Origin of the sequence: Methyloversatilis sp. (assembly GCF_965284615.1) — a bacterium.
GTDB lineage: Bacteria > Pseudomonadota > Gammaproteobacteria > Burkholderiales > Rhodocyclaceae > Methyloversatilis.
Genome location: NZ_OZ260098.1, coordinates 2,845,486 through 2,867,345 on the forward strand (window position 1 = coordinate 2,845,486; position 21,860 = coordinate 2,867,345).

Consider the following 21,860-nt stretch of genomic DNA (forward strand, 5'->3'; position numbering starts at 1 on the left):
GCCGGATCGCAGTGAGCCGATACAATCGCCGGTCCGTTCCGCAGCCCCCTCCCCTCTCCGGACCCGCCCGCACCCTCGTTCTACATGGATAACAAAGACCTCTCGGGCCACACGCCGATGATGCAGCAGTACCTGGGGTTCAAAAGACAGCACCCCGACCTGCTGGTGTTCTATCGCATGGGCGATTTCTACGAGCTGTTCTTCGAAGACGCGATCCGCGTTGCGCGGCTGCTCGACATCACGCAGACCCACCGCGGCCAGTCGGCCGGGCAACCGATTCCAATGGCCGGCGTGCCGTTCCACGCGGTCGAGCAATACCTCGCGCGGCTGGTGAAGATGGGCGAATCCGTGGTGATCGTCGAACAGATCGGTGACCCCGCTACTTCCAAGGGCCCGGTAGAGCGCGCCATTTCGCGCATCGTCACGCCGGGTACGCTGACCGACGCCAGCCTGCTCGACGAGCGCGCCGATTCGCTGCTGATGGCGCTGCACGTTGAACGCGCGCGGGCTGGCGTCGCCTGGCTCAACCTCGCCAGCGGCGAACTGAAGTTGACCGAAGTGGCGGCCAACGTGCTGCCGTCGCTGCTCGACCGCCTGCGTCCGGCTGAACTGCTGGTCGCCGACATGGCGAACGCCCCCGAGGGCAGTTGGGCGGTCACGCCGCGCAGCGCGTGGCAGTTCGACGTGACGGAGGCGACCCGGCTGCTGTGCGAGCACTTCGGCAGCCGCGACCTCGCCGCCTTCGATGTCGCCGAGGTGCCGATCGCGCTGGCCGCCTGCGGCGCGCTGTTCAGCTACGCCCAGGCCACGCAGCAGCGGGCGCTCGCCCACGTCACGACGCTGGCGGTCGAGCACGATTCGAACTGGCTGCGCATGGACGCGGCCACCCGGCGCAATCTGGAACTGACCGAAACCCTGCGCGGCGAAGCCTCACCGACGCTGCTGTCGCTGCTCGACACCTGCGCCACTTCGATGGGCTCGCGCTGGCTGCGCCGCGCGCTGCACCACCCGCTGCGCGAACGCGCGCGTGCCGACGCGCGTCAGGAGGCCGTCGCCGCGCTGCGCGACACCGACCGCGCCGACCGGGTGCACGATGCGCTGCGCGGCATCGCCGACATCGAGCGCATCGCCGCGCGGGTCGCGCTGCGCACCGCACGGCCGCGCGACCTGTCCAGCCTGCGTGATTCGCTGGCGAAGCTGCGGGCCATCGCCGAAGCGATCCCGCTCGATCGCGGTCTGCTCGATCAGGCACGCGCCACACTGGCGCAGCCGCTGACCGCCAGCGACCTGCTCGCCCGCGCCATCATGGACGAACCGGCCGCGCAACTGCGCGACGGTCGCGTCATGCGCGCCGGTTTCGACGCCGAGCTGGACGAACTGCGCGGCCTGCAGGACAACTGCGGCGAGTTCCTGCTGGCGCTCGAAGCGCGCGAACGCGAGCGCACCGGCATCGCCAACCTGAAGGTCGAGTACAACCGCGTGCATGGCTTCTACATCGAAGTCACCCACGCCAACGTTGAGCGCATTCCGGACGACTACCGCCGCCGGCAGACGCTGAAGAACGCCGAGCGCTACATCACACCGGAACTGAAGGCCTTCGAGGACCGTGCACTCTCCGCCGCCGATCGCGCCACCTCGCGCGAGAAATTCCTGTACGAACAGCTGCTCGACGCGCTGGCGCCCGAATTGCCGCTGCTCGGCGACATCGCCCGTGCGCTGTCCGAACTGGATGGCCTGATCGCCTTTGCCCGCGCTGCCCAGCGCCACGACTACTGCCGGCCGCAGTTCGTCGATGAACCGGAAATCACGATAGAGCGCGGCCGTCACCCGGTGGTCGAGCAGCAGGTCGAAAACTTCATCGCCAACGACACCGCGATGCATGACGCGCGTCGCATGCTGCTGATCACCGGCCCGAACATGGGCGGCAAATCGACCTATATGCGGCAGGTGGCGCTGATCGCGCTGCTGGCGCACTGCGGCTGCCCGGTGCCGGCGCGCGCCGTGCGGCTCGGTCCGCTCGACGCCATCCACACCCGCATCGGCGCCTCCGACGACCTCGCTTCGGGCCGCTCGACCTTCATGGTCGAAATGACCGAAGCGGCCGGCATCCTGCACGGCGCGACTGAACGCAGCCTGGTGCTGATGGACGAGATCGGCCGCGGCACCTCGACCTTTGACGGTGTGGCCCTGGCGCAGTCGATCGCCCGCCATCTGCTGACGCGCAACCGCAGCTGGACCCTGTTCGCCACCCACTACTTCGAACTGACCCAGCTCGCGCAGACCCACCCGAGCTGCGCCAACATGCACCTGGACGCGGTCGAGCACGGCAACCGCATCGTGTTCCTGCACGCGATTGAAGAAGGCCCGGCCTCGCAGTCCTACGGTATCGAGGTGGCCGCGCTGGCCGGCGTGCCCGGTACGGTGATCCGCGACGCCCGACGCGCGCTGCAGCAACTCGAAGCCAGCCGCATCAACGCCGGTCCGCAGGCCGATCTGTTCGCGCCTGCGCCACCACCACCGGAACCGCCGTCGCACGCAGCGGTCGATGCGCTCGCCACGCTCGACCCGGACAGCCTCAGCCCGCGCGAGGCGCTGGACGCACTGTACGCATTGAAGAAACTGCTCTGAGGAAACCGCTATGGCTCACGCCGTGATCTGGATCTTCGTCGCACTGGTCGTCGGCATCTGGACGCTGATGGCCTGGACCGCCGACTCGGTACTGAACTGGCCCGGCTGGAGCGCCAACGCGCTGGCCGAATGGCCGCTGTGGCTGGACGGCCTGCGGCCGCCGGTCTGGCTCGCCCCCTGGCTGCCGCAGGAATGGCTGGATCAGAGTCGCGCCTGGCTGCTCGACGCCGGCCCGGAAATCCAGGCCTGGCTGCAGCAGACGCCCGACCTGCGCGGTCTGCTCGGTTTCATCGTCTGGACGGTGTGGCTGATCGGCGCCGGCATGATGCTGCTGATGGGCATCGCCGGCAGCGCACTGGTGAAGCTGTTCCAGCCGAAGAAAAGCGGTAACGCACCGGTGCATCCACAGCCCTGAAGCGCACAGTCGCTGGTCTCTTCAGGGTGCCGTCCACTTCTGTGAGAGCGTTTCCCTGACCGCGACTGCAGCGGCCCCGGTCGCGGCCAAGGCCACTCCCCCAGGAGGTGCGCCCACGCACAGGCCGCGACCTCCCCTGTCTCAAGCCGGCATCAGCTTCCGGTTTGCCGCGCCCGGCAGCACCTTCAGTGCCGGCCCCAACTGCAGCACATAGTTGCGGCTCTTTACCGTGCTGACGTAGCGCCACTCGCAGCGGCAGGCGTCCTGCGTCGCGGTGACGATCATGAAGCCGCGGCGCGCGGTATCGGCGTACTGCAGCGGGCCGATGATCTGCGTCAGCCCGGCGGCGACGGCCAGTGGGTTCTCAGTCGGGAAGTACTCCTCGAAGCCCGGCGAAGTCACGCCGGGTGTGGCGAACTCGACGCCGACCGCGCGGCCCGCGTAGTCCGCCAAATCGCTGGCCCAGGCGTTGTGCGTGTCGCCCGACAGCACGACCAGATTCCTGTCCAGCGCCCGCGCGGTGCCGAGCACCGTTTCGCGCGCGACGGCATAACCGTCCCAGGCGTCGAGGTTGTACGGAATCGCCGGCTGCGCGAGCACCGCCTGCTCCTGCGGCGTCAGCGTGGCAGGTGCCGTCTGCGCCTTCACGACCAGTGCGCTGTAGGCGGAAAAACTGATCTGACCCAGCACCAGCGGCGCAGGAATGTTCATGCGGCCCATCAGCACCTGCTGACCAAGCACGTCCCATGTGGTGTCGGACTGCGCCAGCTGCAGGCCCAGCCAGTCGTTCTGTTCGGCGCCCAGCAGCGTGCGGTTCGGGTCGGCCAGATCGGCGGCAAAGCGCGCGCCGTCAAAGCCGCTGGCGCCGAAGTAGTCGGCGTAGTCCATCTGCCGGTCGCGGCCGATGACGCGGGTGTCCAGCATATGCAGCGACAGCAGATTGCCGAAGCGGAAGCTGCGGTAGATGCGTTCCGGTTGCGCCGGATCGGCAACGCGGGTCGGCATCCACTCGTGGTAGGCCTTGATCGCGGCCGCACGCCGCTCGGCGAACACGCCTTCCAGCCCTTCGCTGTGGTTCTCGGCGCCGTCTCGCCAGGTGTCGTTGGCGATTTCGTGGTCGTCCCACACGGCGATCACCGGCAGCGCCGCGTGCAGCGCCTGCAGGTCCGGGTCGGTGCGGTACTGCGCGTGACGGATGCGGTAGTCGTCCAGCGTCAGTATTTCGCCGGCCGGCTCGGACACGCGACCCAGCGCCGCTGCGTCGCCCGAGGCGTAGCCGCCGCGCGGGTATTCGTAAATGTAGTCGCCCAGATGGATCGCCGCGTGCAGGTCGTCCAGCTTCGCCGCCTCGGCATATACGTGGAAATAGCCTGCCGGGTAGTTCGAACAGGAAAACACCGCCAGCTTCACCTGCTCGACCGCACCGGCCGGCAGCGTGCGCGTGCGGCCGACCGGCGACAGCTGGCCGTCGGCGCGGAAGCGGTAATAGAGCCGGGCAGCAGCCGGCAGGCCGAGCACGTCGGCCTTCACCGTGTAGTCGATGTCCTCGCCGGTGAGCACGCGACCGCGCCGGATGATGCGGCTGAAGCGCGCGTCCAGTGCCACCTCCCACAGCACGGCCACGGTGCCCGGCCGGGTCGGCGACACGCGGGTCCAGATGATGACGCGGTCCGACAGCGGATCGCCGCTGGCCACGCCGTGCTGGAACAGGCTGTCGGTCGCCGCCAGCGCAGTAGCCGAACGAACGACGGCGGAACCGGCCAGCGCGCCAGCGCCGATGCCGCGCATGAAGTCGCGGCGGGAAAAGACATTGCGTGACATCGGGAAAGCTCCGGGCGGAAGAAGTTGCCGCGGAGTGTGGTGAGCGCCGGTGACAGGTCGATGACGGATTGTTGAACGCGTGATCAAGGCGGCGACATGCGCCTGTCACATGCACTGCCTATCGTGCGTCGCAACAACCGCATTCCAGGAGTCGCCCGATGAAGAACACCCTGCTTGCCCTCGCGATCACCGCCGGCCTGTCGCTACCCGCTTACGCCGTCACGCTAGAGAGCGCCACGCTGAACGGCAATCTGCTCGACACCCGCTTCAGCACGCCGTCGCTGATCGCACTCGACGTATCGCTGCTGAACAATGCTGCGCTGAGCTTCAGCTTCGTGCTTGATGCTGCGGATGTCGCCGCCGGCGGCGCCGACTTCAACGCCATCCTGCGCGACGCCAGCGGCTTCGGCATCGGTTCGCTGAACGTGACCACGGGCGGCGCGCCCGTATCCTGGACGGCCGGTTCGGTGCGCGCGGCAACGGTGAATGGCGATCTGCTCGACGCCAATTTCTTCGCAGGCGCTACGGTGACGGAGTTCTACTTCGGCAACCCCTTCTACGAGGACGGCCCCGCCGACTGGCGCGTCGGTTTCGCCGGCCTGAGTGCGGGCGATCGCTTCACGCTGGACGTGACGACCACGCCGGCCGTACCTGAGCCGCGCGAGTGGATGATGATGCTGGGCGGTCTGGGCATGATCGTGCTGAGCGCGGCACGCAAGCTGGGGCGCTGACGGCTCACCGAAGCCGGTTGAGGGGGCCACGGGCGATCACCGGCGGCATCGCGAGCAAGCTCGCTCGCACAGGAACCCTGATCTTGCAGATCCGGCCTGCGCGCTTCTGCAGTGAACGGCCGTTACCGCCACGCGGTGAATGCTGATCGCCGCCTCGCTTCCTGTCGCTGTCGGGGTCAGAAGACCCCTCCCACAGAACTCCGGCCCCGGTTCCAGCCGCGAGTTAGGCGCCGCCCCTGTGGGAGCGGCCTTGGCCGCGACGCGGCGGTCAAGCGGCGGCTAACCGGGGGCAGAATGCGAACGCACACCCACCGAGGCCTCACCCTCTCCCCAGCCACTGCTTCAGCAATTCCTTCGCCGCCGCACTGGCGCGCACCGCGGGGCCGATCTTCGCCTGATCGGCCGGCGGCGCGTCGAGTCGGACGCGGAACTTCATCAGTTCGTCGCGGCGGAAGGCATGGATCTTCACCTCGTCGCCAGCATTGCGCCGCTTGAGCAGGGTATCGAGTGAACTGGCCGTGATGCGCAGGTTGTCCAGCGCGACCAGCACGTCGCCGGCCGACAGCCCGGCGCGCTGGGCGGCACCGTGGTCCAGCACCTGGGTGAGCTTCACGTTGTCGCCGTCGTTCGCGGTCTTCACGCCAAGCACCGGCGTGCTGCCGGCCGCTTCGAACGCGAGGTCGAGACCGACCGCGTGCAGCAGCCTGTCCAGCGGCAGGTCGTCGGTGCCTTCGGTCGCCTCGTCGAAGAAACGCTTGAGCTTCATGCCGCTGACCGTTTCGGCGGCGCGGCGTATGCCGTCTTCCGGCACGCCCTGCCCGCTCTGTCCGTGGTCGGCCCAGAGCTTGCGCATCACGTCGTCCAGCGACACCGCGCCGCGGCTCTTGCTGCGCAGCGTAAGGTCGAGCGCCAGCGCCACCAGCGCGCCCTTGGCGTAGTAACTGACGATGGCATTCGGCGCGTTTTCGTCCTGCCGGTAGTACTTGATCCAGGCATCGAAGGACGAATCGGCCACGCTCTGCTTGAGCCGACCGCTGCCGCGCATCACCTGGGTCACGGTCTTGCCGAGCAGCTTCAGGTAGTCGTCCTGCGTGATGACGCCGGAGCGCACCAGCGTCAGATCGTCGTAGTAGGAAGTGAAACCTTCGAAAGCCCACAGCAGCCGCGTGTAGTTCTCGACCCTGAGGTCGTAGGGCACGAAGGCGGCCGGCTTGATGCGCTTCACGTTCCAGGAATGGAAATACTCGTGGCTGCAGAGACCGAGGAAGCCACGGTAGGCATCGCTCATCGCGGCGGCGCCGGGCGCCGGCAGGTCGTTGCGCGAACACAGCAGCGCGGTGCTGGAGCGGTGTTCGAGTCCGCCGTAGCCGTCGCCGACCGCCATCACGAGGAAGACATAGCGCTCGAATGGCGCCGGTTCGCCGAACAGCCGGATCTGCCACTCGCAGACACGCTTCAGGTCGGCGCACAGCCGTGCGGCGTCAATGTCGTGCCGGCCGGTCACCACCACCTCGTGCGGCACGCCGCAGGCCTTGAATTCGTACAGCGCGAACTCACCCATCTCGACCGGGTGGTCGATAAGTTCGTCGTAGCTGGTCGCCCGGTACGCACCGAAGCCGTGACGCTTGGCGCCGCTGCGGCCGCCTGCCTCGGGCAGCGTCGTCGCGACGCGCCATTCCTTGTAGGCGCGACCGGCCGGCGGACGGATGTCGATTTCGCAGGGCTGCTGTTCGCAGCCATGCACCATCAGGAACACACTGCTGCCGTTGAAGAAGCCGTGCGTGGTGTCGAGGTGAGCGGCGCGCACCGACAGGTCCCACGCATACACCTCGTAGCGCACGCGCAGCGCGCCGTCGCACGGTGCGGCACGCCAGGTGTGCTTGTCCAGCTTGGTCAGCGGCACCGCGCGCACGCCGTCGCGCGCGTCGATGCGCACGATGTGGCGGGCGAACTCGCGGATCATGTAGCTGCCGGGTATCCAGGCCGGCAAGGACAGCAGCTGGCCGTCGGCCGCCGGCTTGTCGATGTCGAGTTCGACCTCGAACAGATGGGCTTCGGGATGGATGGGCGTGATGCGGTAGCGGACGGCGCTCATGTCGGCGTTCTGGCGTTTGGACAGCCGCGATTTGACCACAGCGCCGGCTGCCTGAGTCACCGGACGCAGTCCGCATCGTCCTACAGCACCCGACCACGTCACCGACAGGCCGGCGCGCCATGAGCAACTAGAGTTTCGTCATGGCTGAACGCCATCCTCTTCATCGCAACAGGAGAACTGCCATGCAGATTACCGCCACCCGATCCACGCTGCTGAAGCCTGCCGTCCGCCTGGCCACCGCCACTGCGCTGGCGCTGACGCTGGCTGCCTGCGGCGAATCCACCGACAACGCGACCGTCGGCCAGAAGCTCGATTCCGCCATCTCGCAGACCGAGAAGAAGGCTGACGAAATGGGCGCCAAGGCCGAAGGTTCGCTCGACAACGCGCAGGCCCGGGCCGAAGCCGCGGCGGCCGATGCCAAGACCTCCGTCGAGTCAGCCGCGGAGCGCATGGGGGAAAAGATCGACGACGCGACGATCACCGCCAACGTCGCCGCGCGCCTTGCCGGCGACCCCGATCTCAGCGCGCTGAAGATCGACGTCGATACCACCGACGGCAAGGTGACGCTGAGCGGCCCGGCACCGACCGAAGCAGCGCGCGCCCGCGCCGCCGAGCTGGCGGCTTCGGTCAAAGGCGTGACCGGCATCGACAACCGGCTCGTTGTCGCCGCCGGCTGATCACGCCGCGCAGCACAGTGATCCGCCGTGATCCGTCACGGCGGCAGATGGCGCCTCGCGAGGGCGGGAAAGATATAATCCCGCCTGATGCGAGGACACCATGACACTGAAAAAAACTGATCAACTCTTCGAAGCAAACCGCCGCTGGGCAGAACGCATGCGTGCGGACGACCCGCAGTTCTTCGAGCGGCTGGCCACGCTGCAGGCGCCTGAATATCTTTGGATAGGCTGTTCCGACAGCCGGGTGCCGGCCAACCAGATCGTCGGGCTGATTCCGGGCGAAGTGTTCGTACACCGCAATGTCGCCAACGTCGTGGTGCAGACCGATCTGAACTGCCTGTCGGTCATGCAGTACGCCGTCGATGTGCTCAAGGTGAAGCACATCCTGGTGGTCGGTCACTATGGCTGCGGTGGCGTGCGCGCCGCACTGCACGACATGCGTTTCGGTCTGATCGACAACTGGCTGCGCAACGTGCAGGACGTGCGCAACAAGCACCGCGGTCTGCTCGAAGCGGTCGGCGTCGGCGAGCTGCAGGAAGACCGGCTGTGCGAGCTGAACGTGATCGAGCAGGCGATGAACGTCTGCGAAACCACGGTCGTCCGCGAAGCCTGGGCGCGCGGCCAGGACGTGCGTGTGCACGGCTGGATCTACGGCCTGAAGGATGGTTTGGTCCGCAACCTGCGTATGGAAGCCGGCAGCGAGGCAGAGCTGCAGGGTGCCTACGACACCGCCCTGTCGTCGCTGACCTGAAGCAACGGGCGCCTCCGCCGCCCTGCAGACCATGACACCCCGACTGTGGTGGATAGTCCATTCGGACTATCCACCACAGTCGTCGTTTCTTATCCCTGTCAGAAACGCATCGCAGACTCCGCGCGTCAGATCGGCGCGCAGCCCCTTTGCCGCCGACGTCCCGACAACGTCACCCGCAAGGAGCTCCCATGTCTTCGATGCAGCACCCCGACAACGACCTGACGATCAATCCGTCGGGCAATGAATCCATCCGCGACGTGATGGACCGCTTCACCGGCCGTCGCAACTTCATCAAGGGTTCGCTGGCCACCGCGACCTTTGCCTCGCTCGGCGGCTTCAGCCTCGAATCGCTGGCCAACGGCGCCTACACCGGCAGCCCGTCGCCGGCCGGCGGCATCGGCTTCACCGGCGTGCCGGCCAACATCGCGCCGATGACTGACGGCATCACCGTACCGTCCGGCTATACCGCGCGCGTGCTAATCGCCTGGGGCGACGCCATCGGCAAGACCGGCCCGGATGCGAACACGCACTGGAACCCGGCCACGGCGATGACGACCGCTCGCCAGCTCACGACCTGGGGCGCACACAACGACGGCATGCACCTGTTCCCGTTCCCGGGCACCGGCGCAGCCGGCATCGCAAATGACCGCGGCCTGCTCGTGTCCAACCACGAGTACGTTGATCCCGGTCTGGTCGCCCACACCACCACCTACGGGACCGACGTCATCACCAAGGCCATGGTCAACGCGCAGATCGCCGGTCACGGCGTAAGCGTGATCGAGGTACGCAAGGTCGGTGGTGAAATGAAGGTGCAGCGCCCGTCCGCCTTCGCCCGTCGCATCACCGGCGCCACCCCGTGCAAGGTGTCCGGCCCGGCTGCCGGTCACGCCCTGCTGAAGACCGCCGCCGACCCGTCGGGCACCACCGTGCTCGGCACGCTGAACAACTGCGCCAACGGCTACACGCCCTGGGGCACCTACCTCACCTGTGAGGAGAACTTCAACGGCTACTTCGGTACCACTGCCGCCAAGCTGGCCGCCCAGCCGCTGACCGCGCTTGAGAACCGCTACGGCATGTCCGCCGGGGGCTTTGGCTACCGCTGGCACGAAGCCGATCCGCGCTTCGACTTCCGCGACACGCCGAACGAGCCGAACCGCTTCGGCTGGGTGGTCGAGATCGATCCGTGGAACCCGAACTCGGTGCCGGTCAAGCGCACCGCGCTGGGCCGCTTCAAGCACGAAGGCGCATGGACCTCGGTCGGCGCCGACAACAAGGTCGCCGTCTACATGGGCGACGACGAGCGCAACGATTACATGTACAAGTTTGTTTGCGCGAAGAAGATGGACACGAAGAACCGCGCCGCGAACCGCGACCTGCTCGACAGCGGCACGCTGTATGTCGCCCGCTTCAATGCTGACGGCAGCGGCCAGTGGCTGCCGCTGGTTTGGGGTCAGAATGGTCTGACGGCCGAAAACGGCTTCGCCGACCAGGGCGAGGTAGTGATCAAGGCCCGCCAAGCCGCCGACCGCCTTGGCGCCACCATGATGGACCGCCCCGAGTGGGTCGCCGTGCATCCGGTGACGCGCGAGGTCTATCTGACGCTGACCAACAACAACCGCCGCGGCACCGCGCCGGCGTCGTCGAACAAGATCGACGGCACCACGGTCGCCGCTTCGGCCCGCCCGCCGGTCGATGCGACCAACCCGCGCCGCGACAACCGCTACGGCCACATCCTGCGCTGGACGGAAACCGGCGGTGACGTCGCCGCCACCACCTTCCAGTGGGACATCTTCGTCGAGTGCGGTGACAAGCTGAACGCCAACGCCCACCTGCAAGGCAACATCATCGGTGACGACCTCGGTGCGCCGGACGGCCTGTGGTTCGACAAGGACGGCCGCCTGTGGATCCAGACCGACCAGGTCGGCAACGCCACCGGCGACTTCGTGAACATCGGCGGCAACGCGATGTTCTGCGCCGACCCGGCCACCCGCCAGATCACCCGCTTCCTGACCAGCCCGCGCAACTGCGAAGTGACCGGCGTGACCTCGACGCCGGACGGCAAGGTCATGTTCGTGAACATCCAGCATCCGGGCGAAGACTGGAGCGGCAGCTTCACCTCGAACAGCACTTGGCCGGACAGCGGCTTCAACGGCCCGACCACGCAGAGCGGCAACGCGGTCGCCAAGCCGCGCTCGGCCACGGTCGTCATCACCAAGGACGACGGCGGCGTGATCGGTACCTGATCCGTCGGTCTTCACATCGGCGTCACGGAGGCGGCGTAGCGTCGCCTCCATCAACGAAACCTCCGCAAAGGATTCATCATGAAAATGAAACTCGCCGCCCTGGCTCTGGCCTTCGCCGCCGCACTGCCGGCGCAGGCCGCGCTGACCAATAACGCGGCCGACATCGGCAACGCCATTGTTGTCGACTTCGAAGCCTACGACGGCTTCTTCACGACCGGTCCGGAAGCAGTCGCCCCCGGCGTCATCTTCACCGGCGACGCCGACTCGCAGCTGGGTGGCTTCATTGCCAACCTGGGCAACAACGGTATCTGGGGCGCAGGCAACCACTTCGCGGCCACCGGCAACATCGGCGAACTGCGCTTCACTTTCGCTGAACTGACCGCCGGTGTCGGCGCACTGGTGAACCATTTCGCCATGAACGACTTCCCGTTCTCGGTCGTGGTGTCCGCCTACGGCGACAACAACCAGATCATCGAAACCTACACGCTGGCAGTCAGCACCGGCGAGGCCAGCGAGAATGAAGGCCTGTTCCTCGGCATCACGCGCGACGTGGCTGACATCCGCTCGATCTCGTTCAAGGGTAACGGTGTGGTGGTCAACAACCTGGCGGTCGCCGCCCCGGTACCGGAACCCGAAACCTACGCGATGCTGCTGGCCGGCCTCGGCCTGATCGGCATGGCTGCACGCCGTCGCACCTGATTACTGCACGACCCTGTCACACGCATGTCCTTGATGCCCGACCGCTGGTCGGGCATTTTTTTCGTCCGGCGGATGCCCGCGGTCATGCCACCGCACGCGCGTGTACAAGCCAACGTGCGGCGAGCAGCGGCAGCAGCGTTGCCAGTCCGAGCGCGCAGGCGCTCAGCCACACTGCGGGCGCGACCACGGCAAAGGAGAACTGTGCAGCCAGCCAGGGCACCGTGGTGACCAGCAGCAGCGCGAGCAGTGTGCCGCCGATCACCCAGCGCGCGACCCCGGTGCCGTGCCCGAGCCCGCTCGGGTCGGCCGCCGACGCGCGGGCGGTGAAGATGAGCGCGATGCCGCTCGCCACCAGCGCGACGAACACCAGCGTGCGGACCTCGTCAGCCGCGAAGCCGGCATCGAGTGCCCAGACATCGAATGCCACCAGCGCGGCCGACACGATGGCGCCGTAGAGCAGGCTGGTCGCGATGCGCGAGGGTGGCAGCAACACGGCGCCGCGCGGTCGCGGCGGCTCGCGCATCAGTGCGTCGCCAGCCTCGTCCGCCTCGAACACGATGGAACAGGTCGGGTCGATCACCAGTTCGAGGAAGGCGATGTGCACCGGCGCCAGCAGCACCGGCCAGCCGAACAGCACCGGCGCAGCCACCAGCGCGATGATGGGCACGTGCACCGCGAGCGTGTAGGTCATCGCGTGGCGCAGGTTGCGGAAGATGCGCCGGCCCAGCCGAATCGCGTTGACGATGGCGGCAAAGTCATCGTCTACCAATACCAGTGCGGCCGCCTCGCGCGCGACGTCCGTGCCGCGCTTGCCCATGGCGATGCCGATATGCGCGGATTTCAGCGCCGGTGCGTCATTCACGCCGTCGCCGGTCATGGCGACGATATCGCCACGCGCCTTCAGCGCCTCGACGATGGCCAGCTTCTGCTGCGGGCTGACGCGCGCGAACACGCAGCAGCCGGCGACCGCATCGGCGAATGTCGCCTCATCCATCGCCGCCATATCCGGGCCGGTCAGCACGCGCCCGCCGTCGATGCCGGCCTGCGCCGCGATCGCGCCGGCGGTGCGCGGATGATCGCCGGTAATCATGACCACACGCACACCGGCCGCGCGGCACTCGGCGACCGCCGCCGGCACCTCCGGACGCAGCGGATCGGCGAGCCCGATCAGGCCGATGAAGCGGAATTCGAAATCGTGCTGGATGTCCGGCACGCCAGCGCCTTGCGGGTGCGCCGCATGAGCCACCGCCAGCACGCGCAGGCCGCGGTCGGCCAGGTCGCCGGCGCGCGCCATCACCAGCGCGGCGGCATCCGCCGACAGATGGCAAAGGTCGATGATGGCCTCGGGCGCACCCTTGGCGGCCACCTCGCCATCGCGCCGATCCGGCGCCTGCCACAGGTGGGTCATCGCCAGCAGGTCGGGCGACAGTTCGTACTCGCGGGCCAGCGCCCAGTCGGGATGCAGGTGTTCGGTGTTCGCCAGATAGTCGCCGGCCAGCCGCAGGAAAGCCTGCTCCATCGGATCGTGCGGATCGGCCTCGCTCGCCAGCACCGCATATTCAAGCAGGCGGTGATAGGTTTCAGGCAGTTCCTCCAGCCGTGCGTCGCCATCCAGCGCCAGCACCTCACCGCCGACCGCAAGCGCGGCGACTTCCATCCGGTTGCGGGTGAGCGTGCCCGTCTTGTCGGTACACAGCACGGTGGTCTGGCCCAGCGTTTCGATCGCCGACAGCCGGCGCGTCAGCACGCGTCGGGCGGCGATGCGGCGTGCGCCGAAGGCGAGGAACACGATCAGGATGACCGGAAATTCCTGCGGCAGGATGCTCATCGCCAGCGTGATGCCGTACAGCACGCCGTCGAGCCAGCCGCCGCGCAGCGTCGCGTAGGACACGGCGAGCAGCGCGCACAGCGCGATGCCGATCACCGCCAGCCGGCGCGCCAGCAGCCCGAGTTCGCGCTGCAGTGGCGAGACACCGCTGACGGTGTCCGCCAGCGACTTACCGATACGCCCCAGCTCGGTGGCCTCGCCGATTGCCGTCACCTCGACTGTGCCGCGACCGCGCACGACCAGCGTGCCGGAGAACACGCGCAGCGGTTCGCCATCGTCGACCGGCAATTTGCCGACCGGCACCGATTCTCCGGTCAGCATGGATTCATCGACCGCCAGATCGTTGGCGCTCAGTAGCACGCCATCGGCCGGCACGCGGTCGCCTTCGGTGAGTAGCAGCAGATCGCCGCGCACCACCTCGCGCCCAGCGATGCGCTTTACTGCGCCGTCGCGCATCACCAGCGCACGCGGACTCGACAGGTCGCGCAGCGCAGCCAGCGCGTGCTCGGTGCGCCGTTCCTGAAAGACCGTGACGCCGATGATGAGCACGACGAAGCCGAGCAGCACCAACGCTTCGTGCGCATCGCCCATCAGCAGATAGATGGCGCCGGCCCCCAGCAGCAGCAGGAACATCGGCTCCCGCATCACCTCCAAAACGGTTGCGACCAGCGTGTGCGGCTTCTCGGCGGCGATCTCGTTCCAGCCGTCCTGCGTGCGGCGCGCAGCCACCTCCGCTTCGTTCAGCCCGGCCTGCTCCTGCGACTCGTTCATCCGCTGCATCCGTTGTTCAGTTCTCGCCGAAGTCTGGCACGAAAGCTGCGATGAACCCCGCGCGATCGCCGCAAGGCGGTTCAAGCGGCAATAACGGGATGTTCAAGGCAGAAGTTGCCGGCAGCGCGCGGCAAACATTAACCGACCACACGAGAGGAAGAACCATGTCACGGATGGAAACCGCAGCCCACCTCGGTAGCCCGGCCGCGCCCGGCGCCAGCCTGCCGATGAGCGACGCCGACGACGAGCCCAGCCATCTTGGACAGTTCATTCCTCTGCACTACCACCACAACATGCTGCTCGACACCAACCGCATGAGCAATTTCAAGGCGGCCATCGATGCAGTCGTGTTCAAGGGCGCCCGCGTGCTCGAACTGGGCGGCGGCACCGGCGTGCTGTCCTGCTTCGCCGCAGCGCACGCGAGCAAGGTGTACTGCGTCGAATTCAACCCGGACATGGTGGCCGAATCGCGCCGGCTGCTGGCGATGAATGCGCACGGTCACAAGGTCGAAGTGGTGCACGCCGACGCGTTCGAATACCTGCCGCCGGAACCGGTAGACGTGGTCATCTGCGAAATGATCCACGTCGGCATGCTGCGCGAGAAACAGGTTGACGTGATCGAAGCCTTCAAGGCGCGCTACCGCGCCCGCTTCGGCGACCGCCTGCCGATCTTCCTGCCGACTGCCGCGCTGATGGCGGTGCAGCCGCTGCATCAGGTGTTCGATTTCTACGGCTTCAACGCCCCCATCATCCAGTTCCAGCGCGTCGGCGCCGAACACCCGGGCGCAACCGAACTGGCCGCACCGGTGGTCTATGGCGTGATGGATTTCGACCAGACCTGCAGCCGAGACATCGCCTGGAAGGGCGACATCGCCATCACTGCCGACGGTACGGTCAATGCGCTGCGCTTCATCACCAAGAACATCCTGGCGCTGCTCGGCACGCAGGGGCGGACTCAGGACTGGCTGAACGACTATCTGGTGCTGCCGCTGACGACGCCGGTGGAGGCGCGAGCCGGCGACACGCTGCACGTGAGCTTCAACTACCGCGCCGGTGGATCGCTGCAGTCGCTGGCGCGCACGATGCGGGCAACGGTACGCGAGCGGGTCTGCGCGTCAGGCGCCTGATCAGCCGCCGAGCATCCACTTGATCACGCCTTTGGCGACGAAACCCATCATGCCGAGGCCGAGGCCGATCAGGATGACGAAGGTGCCGAAGCGACCGGCCTTCGACTCGCGCGCGAGCTGCAGCAGGATGAACAGCATGTAGAGCATGAAGGCAGCGACGCCGAAGGTGAGCCCGAACTCGGCAAATTGCTCTTCAGTGATGCCGCCCATGTGTGAAAGCTGCTCCAGCGATATTCAATAGGTTGATCGGTGCGCGCTCAGGCGGCGCGCACCAGATCGCGATAGGCGTGCCAGCTGGCGTGACCCAGCAGCGGCACCACCACCAGCATGCCGACCAGCCCGGTCGCCATGCCGAACAGCGTGAATCCGGCGATCGCCACGCCCCAGAGCGCCAGCGGCGCGGGGTTCTCCATCACGACACGCCAGCTGGTGAGCACGGCGCCAAGTACCCCGATGTCGCGATCGAGCAGCAGCGGAATCGCCACCACGCTGGACGCGAACACCGGTGCGGCAAGCAGGCCGCCCAGCGCCAGCCAGGCCTCGAACAGCCAGCCCTGTTCCGCCAGCACGACCAGGCGCAGGAAATCCTCCGGCGTCGCCACCGGCGCCGGCGCATAGGCCCAGATCAGCGCGGCCGAGGTCATCACCCAGCCGGTGCCGGCCAGCGCCAGCAGCAGGCCGAACACCACCATGCGGCTGTCGCGCGGCTTCCACGCACGCACCGCGGTCATCAGCCCGGCCGGCTGACCACGCTCCAGCGCGCGGCTGATCGCGTACAGGCCGGTCGCCACCACCGGCGCGACCAGCATGAAACCGGTGAAGGCGCCGTTGAGCAGCCAGAAACGATCCGGAATCTGCCAGCACAGCAGCGCGCCAAATACCGCGACGGCCGCGCCGTGCAGCAATCCGGGTCCCGGACAGCGCATGAAGTCCCGACAGCCTGCGATCAGCCAGCCCAGCGGGCGCGACAGCGGAACGGTGCGAGTGGCGAAGCGGCGGGATTCGATAATGGCGTGGCTGTCATTCATGTCGGTCGGACTGTTCGGATCGATCACCGACGCGCGCGGCAAGGCCACTGCGGCCCTGCCCGATGCGTCATGGAGTATGCCGGCCGCAGCATTCAAGCAACTTGACGCAGCTCATGCGTACCCGGCCGACGCACAAGTATCGGGCAAAGCGTGTCGCAACGGCAGCAAAGCGTCGCATCCGCACCGCCGCGGGGCGCACTTCGCCCTCGGTTTGTGCGGCGCAAAAAGATTCTGGCGCCGACAACGGGCCCAGGCGGGGCGACAGACGGTGACTCACCCACCGCTGCGTCGCGAGCAAGCTCGCTTGTATGTTCTACCGTGGCAGGCGTAGGAATAGCTTGTCGGGCGGAGGGACCGAGCTCGGATCTGACGGCAAGCACGTACAGACAGTGGGAGAGATGTCCCGCCCTCACCCCAAGCACCGATCAGGAATCCATCGGACCGTGTGACCGCGGTACCGTCCATACCCTGCAAGCCAGTGCTGTGGTGAATCCCGACAAGCCTTTTGAACCTTAGTCGGGAGGGCCCCATCGTGACAAGTCAGAACGAAGCAGTGTGCTTTGGCATCGACGTCTCCAAGCATTGGCTGGACATCGCCGAGCACCCCAGCGCGCGGGTGACGCGCATCGACAACACGGCTGCGGCCATCCGTGGCTGGTTGCGTACGCTGCCGAAAGGCTGCCAGCGCATCGCCTGCGAATCGACCGGCACCTATCACCGCACGCTCGTCGAGCTGCTTATCGGCGCCGGGCATCAGGTGTTTCTGATCGATGGCTTCAAGCTGTCCAGGTACCGCGACACCGTGGGCCTGCGCGCCAAGACCGATCGGCACGACGCACGCCTGATCGCCCGCTACCTCGCGCACGAGGGCACGGATCTGCGCCCCTTCTCCCTGCCGGCGCCTTCGGTGACCGAGCTGCGCAGCCTGCTGCGTCGGCGCGCAACCGTGGTACGCAGCCTGGGTCGCATCCGTCAGAGCATGGAAGATCTGCCCGGCTTTGGTCGCGACGTGCGTGTGGCCCTGGCGCGGCTCACCGCCTTGATCAAACGGTTCGAACAGCGTATCGCCTCGCTGATCAACGAAAGCGGATGGACAGAGCCGTACCGGCGCATCCTGAAGATCGAAGGCGTCGGCGCGCTCACCGCCGCCGGCCTGTGCGCGGTGTTCCATCGCGCCCCCTTCAGTGGCGCGGACGCCTTCATTGCCTTCCTCGGCCTGGACGTCAGTGTGCGCGATTCGGGCAAGAAGACCGGACGCCGTGCGCTGAGCAAGAAGGGCGATTCGGAGATGCGTCGCCTGCTCTACAACGCCGCCATGGCGGCTAGCCGATCCACGACCTGGCAGCCGTTCTACCAGCACATGCTCCAGCGCGGATTCAGCCGCACCCAGGCGCTTGTTGCGCTGGCCCGAAAACTCGCGCGCGTTGCCTTCTCACTGATGAAGAACGCGGCTGACTATGTCCCGAAACAACACGAAAACGCTTGCGGCGGAACATAGAATCTCCCACAAGAGAGCGTCCTCTGCGCGCCCGCGCAAGGCTTCAGTGGGAGCGAGCTTGATCGCGATTGAACGCTCTCCACCCTGAGAGAAAACCCGGCGCCGATCGGCAACCGGGCAGGACCGCGCCGGCTAATCCGGACGCAGGCCCGGTGGCCTCTGGTGCAGCGGCATCACATGGACCAGCGCGGGGTCGAGGCGCAGTGCCAGCCGGTCGCCGTTGCCGATGCGCCGACGCTGCGGTCCGGCCAGCGTGATGCGCAGGCTGATCTGCGGATTCCGTTCCAGCGTCAGCGACGCCAGCGTGATCTCGCCAAGGTGGCGAGCCTCGCTCACCGTCGCCTCCAGTTCCAGCCCGCTGCCGTCAGCGCCGAGCAGGATGCCGTCGCCCGGCACCACCCAGTTCACCGGCTGGCCCGGCTTGATTTTTCCCTTGTCACGCACTTCGAGCAGCATGTCGCCGCGCTCGCCGCCCGCCGCCGACACCCATTTCAGCAGGCCCCAGCCCGCCCTGCCCGACGGCCCCACCCAGACCCCCTGGAACCGGTTGTGCATGCCGACGAGGTCGGCCACGCGCGCGTTGCGCGGTGCGCGATGGATGTGCTCGGGCGGCCCTTCCTGCAGCACCGCGCCGGCGTCCATCACCACCAGCCGGTCAGCCAGCAGACGCGCTTCGTTGAGGTCGTGCGTCACCAGCAGGATGGGAATGTCGAGATCGCTTCGCAGATCGGCCAGCAGGCGGTAGAGCCCCTGCCGGCTCATCTGGTCACTGCGGAGAACGGCTCGTCGAGCAGCAGCAGCTTCGGTTCGCGGGCAAGCGCACGCGCCACCGCCACGCGTTGCTGCTGGCCGCCGGACAGGGCGGCGGGTCGCCGCTGCTGCTGTTCGTGCGACAGGTGGACGTGGTCGAGCCAGCGCCGCGCCTGCGCGGTGCGCTCGCCCGCAGGCAGGTGCAGCATGGCCAACGCGACGTTGTCAACCGCACTGAGGTGCGGCATCAGTGCGTAGTTCTGGAACACCAGCCCGACGTGGCGACGCTGCGGCGGCAGAAAGACGCCCTGTTCGCTGTCGCTCCACAGCTGCGTGCCGACCTCGATACGGCCACGCTGCGGCCGCATCAGTCCGGCCAGCACGCGCAGCATCGACGTCTTGCCGGCACCCGACGGGCCGACCAGCGCCAGCAGTTCGCCGGCCGCGCAGTTGAAACGACCGTGCAGCGGCATCGGCTCGGTCTGGGCGATATCGACCCGCAGCGCGCGGGCAGCGCGTTGATCGCTACTCATCGTCGGGCTGCCAGTCTGGCCGACGCGAAGAAGGACGCTGCCACCGCGCCGAGCGACAGCGCCAGCAACAGCAGCGCCATGCGGTCGGCACCGGCGAGGTCGAAGGACTGCACGCGGTCGTAGATCGCGATCGCCACCGTCTTGGTCTCGCCCGGAATGCTGCCGCCCATCATCAGCACCACGCCGAACTCGCCCAGCGTGTGCACGAAGGTGAGCACCATGGCGGACAGGATGCCCGGCCAGGCCAGCGGCAGTTCGACCCGCCAGAAGGTCTGCCAGCCGCTCAGCCCGCAGACCGCGGCGGCTTCGGCGAGGTTCTCCGGTATCGCTTCGAAGGCACGCTGCACCGGCTGCACGATGAACGGAATGTTGAACACCAGCGAAGCGATCAGCAGGCCGGCGAAATTGAAGGTCATCCGGACCTCGAAGGTATCGAGCATCCAGGCACCGAACGGCGAGGCCGCGCCGAGCGACACCAGCAGGTAGTAGCCCAGCACCGTGGGCGGCAGCACCAGCGGCAGCACGACGAAGGCCTCGATCCAGGCCTTGCCGGCAAAGCGCGTGCGCGCAAGCCAGCGCGCCGTGAGCACGCCCGGCGGCAGCAGCACCAGCAGCGTCACCGCCGCCAGTTCGATCGACAGCGAGAAAGCCTGCCAGTCCATGACCTGTCCTTCCTTCAGTGCGTCGGCGCCGAAGCGTCGCTCACTCGCCGGGCATCGCGAAGCCGTGACGACGCATGATGTCCTGCGCCGCCGGCGTGGCGAGATAGTCGTAGAAGGCGCGCGCCGCGGGCGGCGCGCCGCGCAGCAGAACCATGCGTTGTGCCAGCCGGCGGTGCCAGTTCTCCGGGATCAGCGCGAATTCGCCGAGCGCACTCACCTGCGGCGCCTTCGCCAGCGACAGCGCGATGATGCCGCCCTGGGTCGCGCCCGAGGTCGCGAACTGCGCCGCCTGCGAGATGTTCTCGCCCAGCACCAGCCGCGGTTCGATGTCGGCCCACACGCCGGCGTGCTGCAACGCCTCCTTTGCCCGGGCGCCATAGGGCGCATGTTCCGGGTTGGCGATGGCGAACTTCTTCAGGCGACCGTCGCGCAGCGCCTTCGCCAGATCCCGCAGTTCGCCGTCGGCCTTCAGCGACGATCCGCGCGGCACGATCAGACCGATGCGGCCGTAGGCATAGAGCCGGCCACGGTCCTGCGTCAGGCCCTGATCGGCCAGCCGGAACACGAAATCCTCGTCGGCCGACATGAACAGATGGAAGGGCGCGCCCTGCCGGATCTGCGAGAAGAAGTTGCCGGATGAACCGAAAACCAGACGCATCCGCTGGCCGGTTTCGCGCTCAAAGCGGGCCGCCACCTCGTCGATCGCGAACTTCAGGTCGGACGCCGCGGCGACCGTCGGTGGCTCGGCGCTCCGCACCGGCGCCGTCATCGAAACCGCGAGTGCGCACAGCAGCGCGATGCGTTGGATCAGGCAGACAGCTCTCATGAACGGCGCGCCTCCGGGCGACTCGATATATATCCGTATGGATATCGCGCGGTGAGTATAACGAGTATCGTGCTCGATGCATTTCCCTTCGTCTTCGATCCACGATGAACACCAAGTCAGCGCCCGCCACCCTCGAACACAGCACCCGGTTTCGCGTGCAGATCAAGCACGCGGTGGCGATCGGTCCGGGCAAGGCCGACGTGCTCGAAGGCATCGCGGCGACCGGCTCGCTCGCCGAAACCGGTCGCCGGCTGGGCATGAGCTATCAGCGCATCTGGTCGCTGGTCAACGCGATGAACACGGACTTCGTCGAGCCGCTGGTGACCAAGCAGCGCGGCGGCTCGGCCGGCGGCGGCGCCCGGCTGACCGCCACCGGGGAGCAGGTACTGGCGCTCTACCGGGCGATCGAAGAGGACGCCCGCCTCGCCGCCTCGCGCCGCCTGCCCGAACTGCTGGCGCTGATACGGCCCGAGCCTGAATCGGGTTCCGTCGCTGAGGTCTCGTGACCCCGACAGCACCCTGTATCGAAGCCTGCGGACTACAGCGGCCGCGTCGCGGCCCAGGCCGCTCCCACCGGGGTCACGCCTGATTCGCGGCCGGAGCCAGGGCTGGGTTCTGTGGGAGGGGCCTTGACCCCGACAGCACCCTGCGTCGAAGCCTGCGGACTGCAGTGGCCGCGTCGCGGCCAAGGCCGCTCCCACAGGGGTCGCGCTTGATTCGCGGCCGGAGCCAGGACTGGGTTCTGTGGGAGGGGTCTTGACCCCGACAGCACCCTGC

The 21,860-nt window shown here is 67.5% G+C and carries 19 protein-coding genes; 10 read left to right on the forward strand and 9 right to left on the reverse strand.

The features are described from left to right. Positions 1–84 precede the first annotated feature (84 nt). Positions 85–2,628, forward strand: coding sequence for a DNA mismatch repair protein MutS (gene mutS / locus ACQ66H_RS13590; protein WP_430434465.1), 2,544 nt, complete (start codon positions 85–87; stop codon positions 2,626–2,628). Between the two features lie 10 nt (positions 2,629–2,638). Then, on the forward strand, positions 2,639–3,043 hold the full coding sequence (locus ACQ66H_RS13595; protein WP_430434466.1) for a hypothetical protein: 405 nt from the start codon (positions 2,639–2,641) through the stop codon (positions 3,041–3,043). 141 nt (positions 3,044–3,184) lie between these two features. Here ACQ66H_RS13595 and ACQ66H_RS13600 read toward each other — a convergent pair whose 3' ends face one another. Next, positions 3,185–4,864: an alkaline phosphatase D family protein gene (locus tag ACQ66H_RS13600; RefSeq protein WP_430434467.1), complete on the reverse strand. Its 1,680-nt coding sequence runs from the start codon at positions 4,862–4,864 to the stop codon at positions 3,185–3,187. 158 nt (positions 4,865–5,022) lie between these two features. On the opposite strand from ACQ66H_RS13600, the gene ACQ66H_RS13605 reads away from it, so the two are divergent. Continuing rightward, complete coding sequence (locus ACQ66H_RS13605) at positions 5,023–5,595, forward strand: hypothetical protein (protein WP_430434468.1); 573 nt, start codon at positions 5,023–5,025, stop codon at positions 5,593–5,595. A 319-nt stretch (positions 5,596–5,914) separates the two neighbouring features. Here the strand turns inward: ACQ66H_RS13605 and ACQ66H_RS13610 are convergent, their stop codons facing one another. After that, a complete protein-coding gene (locus ACQ66H_RS13610; protein WP_430435636.1) occupies positions 5,915–7,690 on the reverse strand; it encodes a M61 family metallopeptidase in 1,776 nt (591 codons plus the stop codon). Positions 7,691–7,872: 182 nt separating this feature from the next. On the opposite strand from ACQ66H_RS13610, the gene ACQ66H_RS13615 reads away from it, so the two are divergent. From ACQ66H_RS13615 to ACQ66H_RS13630, 4 genes are all read left to right on the forward strand, one after another. Then, positions 7,873–8,367, forward strand: a complete 495-nt coding sequence (locus tag ACQ66H_RS13615) for a BON domain-containing protein (RefSeq protein ID WP_430434469.1) — start codon at positions 7,873–7,875, stop codon at positions 8,365–8,367. A 100-nt stretch (positions 8,368–8,467) separates the two neighbouring features. After that, positions 8,468–9,118 (forward strand): carbonate dehydratase, encoded by a 651-nt coding sequence (gene can, locus ACQ66H_RS13620; protein WP_430434470.1) that lies wholly within the window; start codon positions 8,468–8,470, stop codon positions 9,116–9,118. A gap of 188 nt (positions 9,119–9,306) precedes the next feature. Continuing rightward, complete coding sequence (locus ACQ66H_RS13625) at positions 9,307–11,361, forward strand: PhoX family protein (protein ID WP_430434471.1); 2,055 nt, start codon at positions 9,307–9,309, stop codon at positions 11,359–11,361. Positions 11,362–11,439: 78 nt separating this feature from the next. Continuing rightward, positions 11,440–12,060, forward strand: a complete 621-nt coding sequence (locus tag ACQ66H_RS13630; protein ID WP_430434472.1) for a PEP-CTERM sorting domain-containing protein — start codon at positions 11,440–11,442, stop codon at positions 12,058–12,060. 82 nt (positions 12,061–12,142) lie between these two features. Here ACQ66H_RS13630 and ACQ66H_RS13635 read toward each other — a convergent pair whose 3' ends face one another. Further along, complete coding sequence (locus ACQ66H_RS13635) at positions 12,143–14,668, reverse strand: cation-translocating P-type ATPase (RefSeq protein WP_430434473.1); 2,526 nt, start codon at positions 14,666–14,668, stop codon at positions 12,143–12,145. 155 nt (positions 14,669–14,823) lie between these two features. On the opposite strand from ACQ66H_RS13635, the gene ACQ66H_RS13640 reads away from it, so the two are divergent. Then, entirely contained in the window at positions 14,824–15,786 is a 963-nt protein-coding gene (locus tag ACQ66H_RS13640; RefSeq protein ID WP_341928637.1) for a methyltransferase domain-containing protein, read from the forward strand. Here ACQ66H_RS13640 and ACQ66H_RS13645 read toward each other — a convergent pair whose 3' ends face one another. Together ACQ66H_RS13645 and ACQ66H_RS13650 are read right to left on the reverse strand one after the other, a co-directional pair. Further along, entirely contained in the window at positions 15,787–15,996 is a 210-nt protein-coding gene (locus tag ACQ66H_RS13645; protein WP_008058471.1) for a DUF2788 domain-containing protein, read from the reverse strand. 47 nt (positions 15,997–16,043) lie between these two features. Then, the gene (locus ACQ66H_RS13650) at positions 16,044–16,862 is read right to left on the reverse strand and encodes a DUF2189 domain-containing protein (RefSeq protein WP_430434474.1); all 819 of its coding nucleotides are present in this window, start codon (positions 16,860–16,862) and stop codon (positions 16,044–16,046) included. Between the two features lie 505 nt (positions 16,863–17,367). Between ACQ66H_RS13650 and ACQ66H_RS13655 the strand changes: the two genes are divergently transcribed. Beyond that, entirely contained in the window at positions 17,368–18,312 is a 945-nt protein-coding gene (locus ACQ66H_RS13655; RefSeq protein WP_430435637.1) for an IS110 family transposase, read from the forward strand. 132 nt (positions 18,313–18,444) lie between these two features. Here the strand turns inward: ACQ66H_RS13655 and ACQ66H_RS13660 are convergent, their stop codons facing one another. The 4 genes from ACQ66H_RS13660 to modA are packed head-to-tail and all read right to left on the reverse strand — an operon-like array spanning position 18,445 to position 21,083. Then, complete coding sequence (locus ACQ66H_RS13660) at positions 18,445–19,074, reverse strand: TOBE domain-containing protein (protein WP_430434475.1); 630 nt, start codon at positions 19,072–19,074, stop codon at positions 18,445–18,447. After that, positions 19,071–19,595: an ABC transporter ATP-binding protein gene (locus ACQ66H_RS13665; protein ID WP_430434476.1), complete on the reverse strand. Its 525-nt coding sequence runs from the start codon at positions 19,593–19,595 to the stop codon at positions 19,071–19,073. Before ACQ66H_RS13665 ends, ACQ66H_RS13660 begins: the two co-directional genes overlap by 4 nt. After that, complete coding sequence (gene modB / locus ACQ66H_RS13670; RefSeq protein ID WP_430434477.1) at positions 19,592–20,257, reverse strand: molybdate ABC transporter permease subunit; 666 nt, start codon at positions 20,255–20,257, stop codon at positions 19,592–19,594. Before modB ends, ACQ66H_RS13665 begins: the two co-directional genes overlap by 4 nt. A gap of 40 nt (positions 20,258–20,297) precedes the next feature. Continuing rightward, positions 20,298–21,083, reverse strand: coding sequence for a molybdate ABC transporter substrate-binding protein (gene modA, locus ACQ66H_RS13675; protein WP_430434478.1), 786 nt, complete (start codon positions 21,081–21,083; stop codon positions 20,298–20,300). Between the two features lie 104 nt (positions 21,084–21,187). Here modA and ACQ66H_RS13680 point away from each other — a divergent pair, with 104 nt between their 5' ends. Further along, positions 21,188–21,589 carry a winged helix-turn-helix domain-containing protein gene (locus tag ACQ66H_RS13680; RefSeq protein WP_430434479.1) on the forward strand — a complete coding sequence of 134 codons (402 nt, stop codon included), beginning with the start codon at positions 21,188–21,190 and terminating at the stop codon, positions 21,587–21,589. Positions 21,590–21,860: the final 271 nt, after the last annotated feature.